Here is a 12,643-nt window from a genome sequence, read left to right on the forward strand (position 1 = left end):
AAACAGCAGGGTGGAAACAACCGGGAACAGCAATGGCCTCCATCGGTGATACCGACGGAGGCCATTAGCGTGAAGGCTGGCTGCGTTAGGCGCCGCGTTTAGTCGAGGTAGTCGCGCAGGACCTGCGACCGCGACGGGTGGCGAAGCTTCGACATCGTCTTGGACTCTATCTGGCGGATACGTTCCCGCGTGACGCCATAGACCTTACCGATTTCGTCTAAAGTCTTCGGCTGGCCGTCGGTCAGGCCAAAGCGCATGGCTACAACGCCGGCTTCCCGCTCAGACAAGGTGTCCAGAACGGAGTGGAGCTGTTCCTGCAGCAGCGTGAAGCTCACAGCGTCAGCAGGAACCACCGCTTCGGAGTCTTCGATCAAGTCACCGAACTCGGAATCGCCGTCTTCACCGAGGGGTGTGTGCAGCGAGATGGGTTCGCGGCCATACTTCTGGACTTCAACGACCTTTTCGGGGGTCATGTCCAGTTCAAGGGCCAGTTCCTCCGGCGTGGGTTCGCGCCCGAGGTCCTGGAGCATCTGCCGCTGCACACGGGCAAGCTTGTTGATGACTTCAACCATGTGCACGGGAATGCGGATGGTACGGGCCTGGTCAGCCATGGCACGGGTGATGGCCTGGCGGATCCACCATGTGGCATACGTGGAAAATTTGAAGCCCTTGGTGTAGTCGAACTTCTCGACAGCACGGATCAGGCCCAGGTTGCCTTCCTGGATAAGGTCCAGGAACAGCATGCCGCGGCCTGTGTAGCGCTTGGCCAGCGAAACAACCAGACGGAGGTTGGCCTCCAGCAGGTGATTCTTGGCCCGCTTTCCATCGTGGATCACGAACTCAAGCTCACGCTTGAACTTCGGATCCATGCTGCCGTCATCGGCGTTGATCTTCTCTTCGGCAAAGAGTCCGGCTTCGATGCGCAGCGCAAGGTCGACTTCCTGCTCTGCATTCAGCAGCGCCACCTTGCCGATCTGCTTCAGGTAGTCCTTGACGGGGTCAGCTGTAGCGCCGGCGGACATGACCTGCTGGACGGGGGCGTCGTCGTCATCGGCGTCCGAATACACAAATCCGGAACCGGTGGCGGTACCGGCAGCCTTGACACCCTCTTCGCCTTCTTCGGTGAGTTCCGAGGGATCAGGAACTACGTCGTCGAGGTCTTCCTCGACGTCCACGTCATCGGAATCGTCGTCATGCGACTTACCGGCAGCTTCCGCTGCCGCTTTTGCGCCGGGCTTTGGCCCGCGCTTCTTGGGTTCGGCTGCGGACACGGTGTCATCGCCGCCTCTGACAGCCTTGTTGGCTGCTCGGGTGGCGGCACGCTTCGCGCTCGTGGCCGCCTTCTTCTCCTCTGGAGACAATTCGGCCTGGTCGGCGGGTTCCTTCTTCGCGGAAGACGGGGTCACAGAAAACCTTTCTAGCGGCGGTCTGTGGAATCACCATACGGGCAACACCACTATGACCCTGTCAAGTCCGTGATTCACATCAGGCGCAACCACGGCCGGCAGGGCCACTAAGTAGAACTGCCGGGGCGGCTGCAATGTTCCCGTTTCGGGGTACACCGCTCGCACCTGATTCACGGACCCAACCGGGTCTCGGCAACCATTGTCTCACGGATTTCCGAATCGGCCCCTCATGAATCCCTTGTTACCGCATTTTCCGCAGCCGCTCGGAGGCAAGCTCGCAGGCAAACAGCTCAACTGCTCAGGCGGCCTCCGAACAGATCTTCTGCCAGGCGGCCTCTCTCCTTGCCGCCCACCCGCAGACCGTGCCCCGCTGCACCACTTCGTTCAACAGATCCGCGAGCCTGTAGCCAGGGAGGATGTCTGCTGCCTGCCCAAGCAGCGAATGGGCATATGAGCCCCGCCCCCGGCACCATTCGATCCACCCCCGCGCTGTGAGGGCAGCCGCGCTAGCCTCCCCGCCGTTCGGTTCATCCAGGTGCACCAGCAGCCTTTCCAGCCTGTCCATCGATGTCCAGTCCGGAAGTCGCGGAGCCAAACCCAGGAGCACTTCGCCGTAGTTTGGAACAGACGCTCCTGCATATGGTGGGGCTGCCTCTGCGCTCGGGCCTTGTCCGGCCGCGGGAGTGGTGCCGGGAAGTGAGCCGGTTGCATGGGGGCTGTAGGGTCCGTCTGAGTGTTCATCGTCATCGGACTGGAAAACGCCGAATTCCGCAGCACCGTGAATTGCCGCCTCGGTTCCTGCCGCGGCCATAACGAGCACGGCATCGCGCCAGGCCGGGATGCAGAGCGAAGCGCGAAGGAAGCCTGATACCTCCGGTGGCGGCGGCTGTGCCGGCACTTCGGCCAGAACCGAATTCCAGGTCCCCAGGACGGCGTCGAATTGCTGTCGGCTGGCGCTGCGGCGGGCGAACGTGCCGGCCCATGCCAGTTGGGCCGCTGCCGTTGCCGGATCCGGAGGGCCCTGCTTGACCTGGGAAATGCGTCCCGCCTGAGTGTCCGGGTTTGGGCCGATACTGCTCCCCCGGAAGACCATTTCAGCGTTCAACCGGCTGTCGCGGATCTCATCCAGGGACCGGCCCGGCTCCGGGCAGCAGGAATCGTCAGCGCAGTCGGCGTTCCGCCAGTAATCCTCGCCGACCAGCCACACGTCCCTGACGGGCATGCCTGAGCAGTCAAGGACTTCTTCCACTGCAGCAAGGAGCCCGGAGTGCGGGACAGCCGGACTCTGATAGGGCGCGGTGGACACATCGTGCCGCGTCTCCCCGGTGACCTGACCCCAACCGTCGTTGCTGAAGATGATGAGCAAAGACCCGTCTGCGGCCTCGTCAGCCTCAAGGTAGCTGCCCACAGTCTGGGCGTAGTGCCCGAACTCCACCTGATCCTTCGGCGGAAGATCCACCCGAAGCGTCGCCCCCAGGCGTTTGCCCTGCATGGTCATGGCCACCAGGCTGTTACTCGGCCAATAACCCAGGGTGTGGGGAATGAAGCCAAGGATATCTTCAGGACCGCTGATAGTGAGATGGTCTTTTGTCATGCCTCCAGCTTGACGAAGCAACCGCCAACTCCGGGAGACCTGCCTTCGGCTATGTGGACAGCACCGCCTTGTGGAGGAATGGACGGCCGGCAGCAGACACCTTAGCCAGGTGTGCGCCGCTTTTCCGCATTCAGCAGCCGCTGCTGCGCCATGGACCTAAGGAGCGGCGGAACAACCACGCCTTGAGCGGCCAGCTGACGCCGGACCTTGCGCCGGCACACGAGGACCGCGCTGACACCGAACGCCAGTATCAGGAAATGGACGCTGAGTGCGATCCTGAAGGGCTCAAGGCCGTACAGTTCACCCCGCGAAAATCCGGTGGAGTAAAGGAGGTCGAGGACCAGCCCGACAAGGTAGATGCAGACAAGGGCTGCAATGAATCCACCCACATTAACAATGCCTGTTGCCGTTCCTATCCTGTGAGCAGGATTGAACGTGCGGGCAAAATCGAAGCCGATCATGGAGCCAGGTCCGCCGATCGCCAACACCACCACCAATCCAGCCAGGAGCCATAGCGGAGACCTGCCGGGCATCAGCAGCACGGCCCCCCACGCGACCGCTGTGGCCCCCGCAATCAGGAGCACCATGGTTGACCGGCGCAAGGGATGCCGCGAGACGAACCTGCCGATGAGCGGGCCGGTAGCCATTGCCGCGGCAACATAGACGGCCATCAGGACGGAGACCACGCCTGTGTCCAGGCCTTGGGCCGAGATGAGGAACGGGTAACCCCAGGTCATGGCAAATACCGTGCCGCTGAACTGAATAGTGAAGTGGCTCCAGAGCCCCAGCCGGGTGCCCGGTTGACGCCAGGCCCGCGATAAGGACGCACCGGTGGCGCGGAGTCCCTGGACTTTGTCGGAGCGCGGATGTCCAGGGGGCAGATCCCTCAACAGGACCAGTGCCATGACGACGGCGACTCCGGACATTCCCGCCAAGGTCAGAAATGCGGGGGTCCAGCCTGCCAAATGAAGTATCAGGGCGAACGGCACAACACTGAATAACTGGCCGAGCTGCCCTGACATCCCGGTGAGTTGGGTAATAAGGGGAACCCGCGCCGGCGCGAACCACAGCGGAATCAGCCGGATCACCGAGATAAAGGTCATGGCGTCTCCGGCACCCACCAGGACACGACCGAGGACACCCCCGGGAATGTTGACGGCAAATGCCAGCTGCAGCTGACCCAGACACATCAGGATGGCGCCGCCTGCAATCATTGCCCTCGACCCGAACCTGTCCACCAAAATCCCGACCGGGATCTGCAGGCCGGCGTATACGAGCAGCTGCAGGACTGTGAAGAAGGAAATCTCCGCTGCGCTGGCATGGAAACGTTCTGTTGCCTCCAGGCCAACCACGCCGAAGGACGTCCGTTGGCTGACAGCTACCAGATACGCGAAGACACCAATGGTCCAGATGAGCCAGGCGCGGGGTGCAGTCACCACTCCATTATGCCTGCGGGCCGGATAAGTCGTATTTATTGACCTGCTTCTTTGCTGGCCAGATAGGCCTCGACTGCCGCGCCAAGATCATCGGCGTTCGGCAGTTGGTCGTTTTCGTCGGCCAGCAGCGACCGGCGGACCGTGCCTTCGGCCTTCTCGTCATACCGTGACTCCAGACGCGACACGACATTCTGCACTTCTTCAGAGGCCTCAATCTGCTCGGCAATCTGCCTCCCGACCTCACGGCCCGCTTCACGAAGACGGTCCGCCGGAAGCATCAGCGACATCGCTGCGCCGAGGTATTCAAATCCTGCGACAGCCGCGGGAGGGTACTCCGCCTCGGCCAGATAGTGCGGAACATGGATAACGTATCCGGCCACCTTCCGCCCGGCCTCTGTCAGCCTGAGTTCGAGAATGTGACCAACTGCGGCGGGCACCTCAACTGTGGGTTTCCAGACGGAAATGCCCTCGATGAGTTCCGGCCTGTTGCCGTGAACCGTTACTCCTACGGGCCGGGTGTGCGGTACCGGCATGGGAATGGAGTGGATCCAGGTGACGAGGTTTACCTCAAGTTGCTCCACAATGTGCAGGACTGCGCGGGCGAACCTCTCCCACTGAAGGTCGGGTTCGAACCCTGCCAGCAAGAGGAACGGCTTTCCAAGACCATCAACAAGCCTGTACAGCGAGAGGCCCGGAGCCTGGTAATCCTGCAAATGGTCCTCGACGAAGCTGACGTGGGGGCGCCTGGACCTGTAGTCGATGAGCTGGTCTGCGTCGAAGACTGCTACGAGTTCCGATTCCAACGTTTCGAGGAGTTCGGTGGTGATCTGCTTGACCACATGACCGGCATCGGCAAAGCCGGTAAACCCCATTACCATGTCCAGCCCGCGGTTGGCGGGGTCGTGGAACAGTTCGCTGTCGCTTGCATAAAGCGCATGGGGGTCCAGCAGCGAGCCGGATATCCGTTCAAGCATGGCATGTTCCTTTCACGGTTGCGGTGGGGAGGAGGATGACACCGCACGCGGCGGGCCGGAGGACCGGCACGCCGGACTAATCTTTACAACGTCGAAGAAGCGCCACGCATTCCTCCCGTCCGATGTGCCGCACATCTCGCGGAGTTCAGTACCAACCCCGGTGAGAGGCTACGATCGGAACTGGCCCAATATCCGGCCGGAAGACTCCGGATTGCGTCACAAACCGATGCTGGCCGGTCCCCCGGCAGGGGCGCCCAACATGCGCCCCTGCCAAGAAATCACAGAGAATTGAGGACTGATCCTCGTGGTCAAGAATACTGAGATCAAACTTACCGCCATCGCCCGGGACCTGAAAAAATTTCCCAGCGAAGCCCTTGTCATCGGCGTGGGTCAGGGACCGGACGGTCCCGTCCTGCTGGAGAACCCCTTGACGGCCAAGTCAGCCGAGACCCTCGCCGAATCGCTGAAGGTTCTTGGGGTCACCGGAGCCGCAGACCAGCTGATTCGCCTTCCGGGCCTTCCGGAGACAGGTGCCTCTGTGCTGGTATTGACAGGCCTGGGCAAGGTGCGCGACGGCCAGAAGATTTCCGAGGAGTCACTGCGCCGGGCGGCCGGATCAGCTGTCCGCCAGCTCGCCGGGCTCTCCAGCGTCACTATTGCGTTCCCGACGGCGGCCCTGGCCGACGTCGCTGCCATCGCCGAAGGTGCCTCTTTCGGCGCCTACTCCTTCACCGATCACCGTTCCGAGAAAAATGGACTCAAGGACCCGGTGAAGGCCGCCGTCATCTTCACCGACCTCGCTGGCGACAAGGAGCTCCCCCAGGCGTTGGAACGGGCATCTCTCATCGGGAAGGCAGTCAATGCAACCCGGTCCCTGGTCAACGAGCCTCCAAGCCACCTCTACCCGGAGTCTTTCGCAGAGGCGGCGAAGGAGCTGTCCAAGGGTTTGCCTGTCAAGGTGACTGTGTGGGACGAAAAGCGTCTGGAGAAGGAAGGCTTCGGCGGCATCATGGGCGTAGGCAAGGGCTCTGCCCGTCAACCGCGCCTGGTCAAGGTTGAATATTCGCCCGCGAAGGCGACGGCGAAAATTGCCTTGGTAGGCAAAGGCATCACATTCGACACCGGCGGAATCTCCATCAAGCCGGCCCTTGGCATGGGTGACATGAAGAGCGATATGGCCGGCGCCGCCGTCGTACTCAACACAGTCCTGGCGCTCGCAGGGCTGGGCCTGCCTGTCAAGGCAACCGCCTGGCTGTGCATCGCCGAGAACATGCCCTCAGGCGCTGCCTCCCGTCCCGCTGACGTCCTGAAGATGTTTGGCGGCAAGACCGTCGAAGTCCTGAACACCGATGCCGAGGGCCGCCTGGTAATGGCCGACGGCATTGTCGCGGCAAGCCAGGAGTACCCGGACGCGATCATTGATGTTGCAACGCTGACTGGCGCGCAACTGATCGCCCTCGGTAACCGGACGGCCGGCGTCATGGGGGCGGACAGTGTCACCGCGCCGCTGAAGGCCGCCGCCGACCGCGCCGGCGAGCTGGTCTGGCCGATGCCGCTGCCCGAAGAACTGCGCCCCAGCCTGGACTCCCAGGTTGCCGACCTCGCCAATATCGGTGAACGCCACGGTGGCATGATGACCGCGGCGGTTTTCCTGCAGGAGTTCGTGGGCAAGGGCAAGGACGGCGAGCCCATTCCGTGGGCCCACATCGACATTGCCGGCCCGTCCTTTAACAACGGCAGTCCCTATGGCTATACCCCCAAACAGGGCACCGGCTGCACCGTCCGGACTTTGGTTGCCTATGCCGAGGATCTCCTGGCCGCGTCGGCCTAGTTGGACTACTGATCCGGGTGTGCCGGTTTCCGGGAATGACTGCAACCGGCACACCCGACTGCCAACCGGGCTGGTCCTCTTGATGAGGCACCGGCCAGAAACCGCTTGAGCGTCTCTAAAACTGAGGGTCCAAGCTAAAACATTCATGTTGTTAGGATCAGAAGTCCGCCGGCAGGCACGGGGCGGGTAACTTCCCCGGAAAAACGCTTCGTACAGAGTTGAGGTCAATAAATGGTCCTTCAGGATCGCGCCAAAGCAACCCGCGAGGCGATCATTGCAGGGGCGGCTGCCGTCTTTGAAGAGCATGGCTACGGCAACGCCAGCCTGACCCAGGTGTCCCAGGCGGCCAAGGTAACTAAGGGAGCCCTCTACTTTCATTTCCAAAGCAAGGAAGACCTTGCCCGTGCAGTGATTGAAGAACAGCACCGGATAGTTCTCGCGGAGGGCCAGGCCATCCTGGCGGAAAGCCGTCCGGCACTGACAACGATGATCCTGATGTGCCGCGCGTTCGGACTGAAGCTCATCCACGAACCAGTAGTCAGGGCGGGCATCCGGCTCACCCTGGAAGCGACGGCTTTCGGGCAACCCGTGCGCGGGCCCTATGAAGACTGGATCGACGCCATGGGACATCTGGCAGAACAGGCCCGGGAGGAGAAGCACATACGGTCCTCCGTTACTGCTGCCGCCTTTGCACGCTACTTGGTCGCTTCCTTCACAGGGGTCCAGATGGTGTCCGGGATCCTGACCGACAGACGGGACGTCATGCAACGCATCGAAGAGATGTGGTCCATCCTTTTGCCCGGAATTATGCACGAGGACTATCAGGAAGACCCCATGGCTCTCGCGGCTCTTATCTCAGCTGAATAACGATCCGCGCGTAAACCGGTCAACCATATTGTTTTAGGTGCCGGATGCACATATCCTCATCTAGGTACCAATGATTCCCGGCCAGCCATAATGGGGGCCTGGAACGAAGTCTGTGTGCCGGCGCAAGCTTTGGGGGGCGTCGGCAACGCCTGGATCAAGCCGGGCTGTACCGCGATCCGCCTTCGTCGCGGGTCCGCTGGCGGCAAGCCATTGATGGCTCAACCTCAGCAGGCCCGCGACAGGTGTGCCATCGACCCCTTGCGCTCGCCGGTGTTGAACATCCCCGCTCTCTGATCTCTTCGACACAAAGCTGCGTGACTCTGACCACAAGCGCTCCACAAACGCTGCTCCAAGGTGGAGCATGGATAAGTGGTTCGCTAAGGTGAACTTTGGTAGTCACAAATGCAAGAGAACCTGCCTGCTGGCATAATCACGGCAGAACAAGTTCCAAGACCAGATGATGCGTACTCTCGCGTCATCGTTCACGCGAGGGAGCGTTTTAGTGGCCGATCAGGCAACTGCGCAAGAATTCGACATCCTGGTACTCGGTGGCGGCAGCGGCGGATACGCCACCGCCCTGCGTGCTGTTCAGCTCGGCTTCACTGTTGGGCTGGTTGAAAAAGCCAAGCTTGGCGGAACCTGCCTCCACAACGGCTGTATTCCCACCAAGGCACTGCTGCACTCCGCTGAATTGGCAGATCATGCCCGCGATGCCTCGAAGTACGGGGTCAACGTGACCCTTGACAGCATCGACATGACTGCGGTCAACGCATACAAAGACGGCATCATCGCCGGAAAATTCAAGGGCCTGCAGGGACTCATCAAGTCCAAAGGCATCACCGTTATCGAGGGTGAAGGCAAGCTCCAGGGCACCGACACCATCGTCGTGAACGGAACAGCCTACAAGGGCAAGAACATCGTGCTGGCGACAGGCTCGTACTCCCGCTCCCTGCCGGGGCTGGAAATCGGCGGACGCGTCATCACCTCGGACGAAGCTTTGACCATGGACTACATCCCCAAGAGCGTCATCGTTCTGGGCGGCGGCGTCATCGGCGTCGAATTCGCCTCAGTCTGGAAGTCGTTCGGAGTTGACGTCACCATCGTCGAAGGCTTGCCTTCACTGGTTCCCAACGAGGACGCCGCCATCGTCAAGCACCTTGAGCGTGCCTTCAAGAAGCGCGGCATCAAGTTCTCCACCGGCACCTTCTTCCAGGGAGTCGAGCAGGACGAAAACGGTGTCAAGGTCACGCTGGTCGATGGCAAAACCTTCGAGGCCGAACTGCTCCTCGTAGCAGTCGGTCGCGGACCGGTTACTGCCAACCTCGGCTACGAAGACGCCGGCGTCACCATTGATCGCGGTTTTGTCATCACCAACGAGCGCCTGCACACCGGCGTGGGCAACATCTATGCCATCGGCGACATCGTCCCGGGCGTCCAGCTGGCCCACCGCGGTTACCAGCAGGGCATTTTCGTGGCCGAGGAAATCGCTGGATTGAAGCCGGTGATCGTCGAGGATGTCAACATCCCCAAGGTCACCTACTGCGATCCCGAAATCGCGACGGTGGGCTACACGGAAAAGGCCGCCAAGGAGAAGTTCGGCGACGACCAGGTCCAGACCCAGGAATACAACCTTGCCGGTAACGGCAAGAGCTCCATTCTGGGCACCAGCGGCATCGTCAAGCTGGTCCGCCAGAAGGACGGCCCCGTCGTCGGTGTCCACATGATCGGTGCGCGCATGGGCGAGCAGGTCGGCGAGGCCCAGCTGATCGTGAACTGGGAAGCCTACCCGGAGGACGTGGCCCAGCTGGTACACGCCCACCCGACGCAGAATGAGTCACTGGGCGAGGCCCATCTTGCTCTGGCAGGCAAGCCCCTTCACGGCTAGTCATTCCGCAAGGCAACAGGGTTTAGTGCACCCGGCAGTAACTGCTGCGTGCACTAAGCTCGAACAACGCAGCAGCAACCATCCGCACTAAAGATCAATAAGGAGAACGGGGACGATATGTCTGAATCCGTTAACTTGCCCGCCCTCGGTGAGAGCGTCACTGAAGGAACCGTTACGCGCTGGCTTAAGCAGGTAGGTGACCGGGTAGAAGTGGACGAGCCGCTGCTCGAAGTTTCCACTGACAAAGTAGACACCGAAATCCCCTCTCCGATCGCCGGTGTGATCGAGGAAATCCTCGTTGCCGAAGACGAGACCGCCGAAGTAGGTGCGCCCTTGGTCCGAATCGGGGACGGCTCTTCTTCGAACGGCGCGGTGGCTCCGGCCCCCGCAGAGGAAGCACCCGCTGCTGAGGCTGAGGCACCTGCCGCTGAAGCACCGGCAGCACCTGCCGCAGAGGCGCCGGCCGCTGAATCAGCCCCGGCGGCTCAGGCACCGGAAGCTGGAGCTGCACCGGCATCTGGCGGCGAGGGCCACGAAGTCACACTTCCGGCTCTGGGCGAAAGCGTCACTGAAGGTACAGTGACCCGCTGGCTCAAGGCTATTGGTGACAGCGTCGAAGTTGACGAGCCACTTCTCGAGGTCTCGACCGACAAGGTGGACACGGAAATTCCGTCGCCGGTGGCGGGAACCCTTCAGGAAATCCGTGTTAACGAGGACGAGACCGCCGAGGTCGGCGCCGTCCTGGCTGTCATCGGTTCCGGAGCCGCGGCTCCGGCACAGGAACCCGCACCTGCGGCCCCGGCACAGGAACCGGCAACCGCCCCCGAAGCAAAGCAGGAGGCACCCGCACCTGCTGCTGCACCGGCACCCTTTGTCGAAGCCAAGCAGGAGGCACCCGCTGCCGCACCTGCACCAACTCAGGCCCCTGCTGCGGCTACCGAGCCGGCTGCAGAGTCCGGCTACGTAACTCCCCTGGTCCGTAAACTGGCCAACCAGCAGGGTGTGGACATCTCCTCGCTCACAGGAACAGGCGTCGGAGGCCGGATCCGCAAGCAGGACGTGCTGGATGCAGCAGAAGCCAAGGCAGCCAGTGCAGCTCCTGCTGCTGCTCCTGCGGCGGCTGCACAGGCCGCTCCTGCCGCATCTGCCCCGTCAGCTGCCGCTGCTTCCCTCCGCGGTACTGTACAGAAGGCGCCCCGGATCCGTCAGGTAATCGCCCGGCGCATGCGCGAGTCACTTGATGTTTCGACCCAGCTGACCCAGGTCCATGAAGTGGACATGACGAAGGTTGCAAAGCTCCGGCTCAAGGCCAAGAATTCCTTCCAGGCGCAGAACGGTGTGAAGCTGACGTTCCTGCCCTTTATCGCCAAGGCTGTTGCCGAGGCGCTGAAGCAGCACCCGAAGCTGAATGCCGCCTACGACGAGGAAAAGCAGGAAATCACGTACCACAACGCCGAGCACCTGGCGATCGCCGTGGACACCGACAAGGGCCTCCTTGTTCCTGTTATCTCCGACGCCGGCAACCTGAACCTCGCCGGCCTTGCCGGCAAGATTGCCGACGTCGCCGACCGTACCCGCAACGGCAAGATCGGCCCGGACGAGCTCTCCGGCGGAACGTTCAGCATCACGAACATCGGATCCGTCGGCGCACTGTTCGACACTCCGATCATCAACCAGCCGCAGGTTGGCATCCTGGGAACAGGCGCTATCGTCAAGCGGCCTGTGGTCGTCACTGATGAGAACGGCGATGACTCACTGGCCATCCGCTCCATGATGTACCTCTCCCTGACGTACGATCACCGACTGGTCGATGGAGCAGATGCAGGTCGTTTCCTGCAGACCCTGAAGGCACGCCTCGAATCAGGTGCCTTCGAGTCGGACCTGGGGCTCTAACCCTCAGCAGGGCTGACATTTCAACGACGGCGGCGCGGGCAACGGTGGAACATCCACCGGAAGCCCGGGCCGCCGTCGTCGTTTGCCCTGGTTTCCGGTAGCGAAACGCGCGGCCACCTTACTACAGGCTGTAGAACTCTCTGACTAGACTGATGCCATGAATATCGTCTTTGACATCATGGTCTTCCTTCACATCGTTGGCGCCGCAATGATCGTCGGCATCTGGATCGGCAACATGAAAAAGCCAACGGTCCACCCCCGGCAGTTCGACGGCGCCGCACTGCAGCTCCTCACAGGCATCGCGATGATGGGCCTGATCCCCGCATTGGACAGGGATGCCAACTACATGAAGCTCGGCGTCAAGATCGTGATCGCCCTTGTGGTCGCCGTCCTCGCCTTTATCGGCAGCCGTAAGTACAAGAAAGGCGAACCAGTCGGCAAGGGACTGGCACACAGCGTGGGCGGACTTGCCCTCCTGAACGTTGCCATTGCTACTCTCTGGAACTAAAGCATGTCTCCCGCGCCTGTCCTCCGTTCAGGGCTGCCCGGGAATAGGTCCGGCAGATTAAGCCAGATGAACTGATCGAAGCGACTGGCCACCTCTACTGCCAGGAACCTGGACCAGAACGCGGCAAGACTCTCCGCGTCCACAGCGCTGACCATAATCGAGGCGATACGCGCAACTGGCGGATCGTGGTGACTCTGCTGCTCAAGCTGCTTCTGATTCATGTTCACTGCTTATTGATCCATAATCCTC

10 protein-coding genes are annotated in these 12,643 nt (G+C 61.6%); 5 read left to right on the forward strand and 5 right to left on the reverse strand.

What is annotated here, in order from left to right:
* Nucleotides 1–98 precede the first annotated feature (98 nt).
* The 4 genes from RIN13_RS01540 to RIN13_RS01555 all read right to left on the reverse strand — a co-directional run bounded on the left by RIN13_RS01540 (nucleotide 99) and on the right by RIN13_RS01555 (nucleotide 5,410).
* Nucleotides 99–1,406, reverse strand: a complete 1,308-nt coding sequence (locus RIN13_RS01540; protein ID WP_309105568.1) for an RNA polymerase sigma factor — start codon at nucleotides 1,404–1,406, stop codon at nucleotides 99–101.
* Nucleotides 1,407–1,704: 298 nt separating this feature from the next.
* Nucleotides 1,705–3,000 carry a DUF4192 family protein gene (locus RIN13_RS01545; RefSeq protein ID WP_309105569.1) on the reverse strand — a complete coding sequence of 432 codons (1,296 nt, stop codon included), beginning with the start codon at nucleotides 2,998–3,000 and terminating at the stop codon, nucleotides 1,705–1,707.
* 101 nt (nucleotides 3,001–3,101) lie between these two features.
* Nucleotides 3,102–4,436 carry an MFS transporter gene (locus RIN13_RS01550; RefSeq protein WP_309105570.1) on the reverse strand — a complete coding sequence of 445 codons (1,335 nt, stop codon included), beginning with the start codon at nucleotides 4,434–4,436 and terminating at the stop codon, nucleotides 3,102–3,104.
* A gap of 35 nt (nucleotides 4,437–4,471) precedes the next feature.
* Nucleotides 4,472–5,410 (reverse strand): PAC2 family protein, encoded by a 939-nt coding sequence (locus RIN13_RS01555; protein ID WP_309105571.1) that lies wholly within the window; start codon nucleotides 5,408–5,410, stop codon nucleotides 4,472–4,474.
* A 304-nt stretch (nucleotides 5,411–5,714) separates the two neighbouring features.
* Here RIN13_RS01555 and RIN13_RS01560 point away from each other — a divergent pair, with 304 nt between their 5' ends.
* The 5 genes from RIN13_RS01560 to RIN13_RS01580 all read left to right on the forward strand — a co-directional run bounded on the left by RIN13_RS01560 (nucleotide 5,715) and on the right by RIN13_RS01580 (nucleotide 12,394).
* Nucleotides 5,715–7,241 (forward strand): leucyl aminopeptidase, encoded by a 1,527-nt coding sequence (locus tag RIN13_RS01560; RefSeq protein WP_309105572.1) that lies wholly within the window; start codon nucleotides 5,715–5,717, stop codon nucleotides 7,239–7,241.
* Between the two features lie 231 nt (nucleotides 7,242–7,472).
* Nucleotides 7,473–8,108: a ScbR family autoregulator-binding transcription factor gene (locus RIN13_RS01565; protein WP_309105573.1), complete on the forward strand. Its 636-nt coding sequence runs from the start codon at nucleotides 7,473–7,475 to the stop codon at nucleotides 8,106–8,108.
* A 502-nt stretch (nucleotides 8,109–8,610) separates the two neighbouring features.
* Entirely contained in the window at nucleotides 8,611–9,993 is a 1,383-nt protein-coding gene (gene lpdA / locus RIN13_RS01570; protein WP_309105574.1) for a dihydrolipoyl dehydrogenase, read from the forward strand.
* A gap of 117 nt (nucleotides 9,994–10,110) precedes the next feature.
* Nucleotides 10,111–11,886, forward strand: a complete 1,776-nt coding sequence (sucB, locus tag RIN13_RS01575) for a 2-oxoglutarate dehydrogenase, E2 component, dihydrolipoamide succinyltransferase (RefSeq protein ID WP_309105575.1) — start codon at nucleotides 10,111–10,113, stop codon at nucleotides 11,884–11,886.
* 157 nt (nucleotides 11,887–12,043) lie between these two features.
* Nucleotides 12,044–12,394, forward strand: a complete 351-nt coding sequence (locus RIN13_RS01580; RefSeq protein ID WP_309105576.1) for a hypothetical protein — start codon at nucleotides 12,044–12,046, stop codon at nucleotides 12,392–12,394.
* Here RIN13_RS01580 and RIN13_RS01585 read toward each other — a convergent pair.
* Complete coding sequence (locus RIN13_RS01585) at nucleotides 12,391–12,615, reverse strand: hypothetical protein (RefSeq protein ID WP_309105577.1); 225 nt, start codon at nucleotides 12,613–12,615, stop codon at nucleotides 12,391–12,393. The two genes, RIN13_RS01580 and RIN13_RS01585, sit on opposite strands and share 4 nt — an antisense overlap.
* Between the last annotated feature and the right edge of the window lie 28 nt (nucleotides 12,616–12,643).

This window comes from Arthrobacter sp. (assembly GCF_031179985.1).
Classification (GTDB): domain Bacteria; phylum Actinomycetota; class Actinomycetes; order Actinomycetales; family Micrococcaceae; genus Arthrobacter.

Coding starts and splice junctions, on each gene's coding strand:
- RIN13_RS01545 (WP_309105569.1), bottom strand. CDS start 3,000: ATGACAAAAGACCATCTCACTATCAGCGGTCCTGAAGATATCCTTGGC.
- RIN13_RS01555 (WP_309105571.1), bottom strand. CDS start 5,410: ATGCTTGAACGGATATCCGGCTCGCTGCTGGACCCCCATGCGCTTTAT.
- RIN13_RS01565 (WP_309105573.1), top strand. CDS start 7,473: ATGGTCCTTCAGGATCGCGCCAAAGCAACCCGCGAGGCGATCATTGCA.
- sucB (WP_309105575.1), top strand. CDS start 10,111: ATGTCTGAATCCGTTAACTTGCCCGCCCTCGGTGAGAGCGTCACTGAA.
- RIN13_RS01580 (WP_309105576.1), top strand. CDS start 12,044: ATGAATATCGTCTTTGACATCATGGTCTTCCTTCACATCGTTGGCGCC.
- RIN13_RS01585 (WP_309105577.1), bottom strand. CDS start 12,615: ATGAATCAGAAGCAGCTTGAGCAGCAGAGTCACCACGATCCGCCAGTT.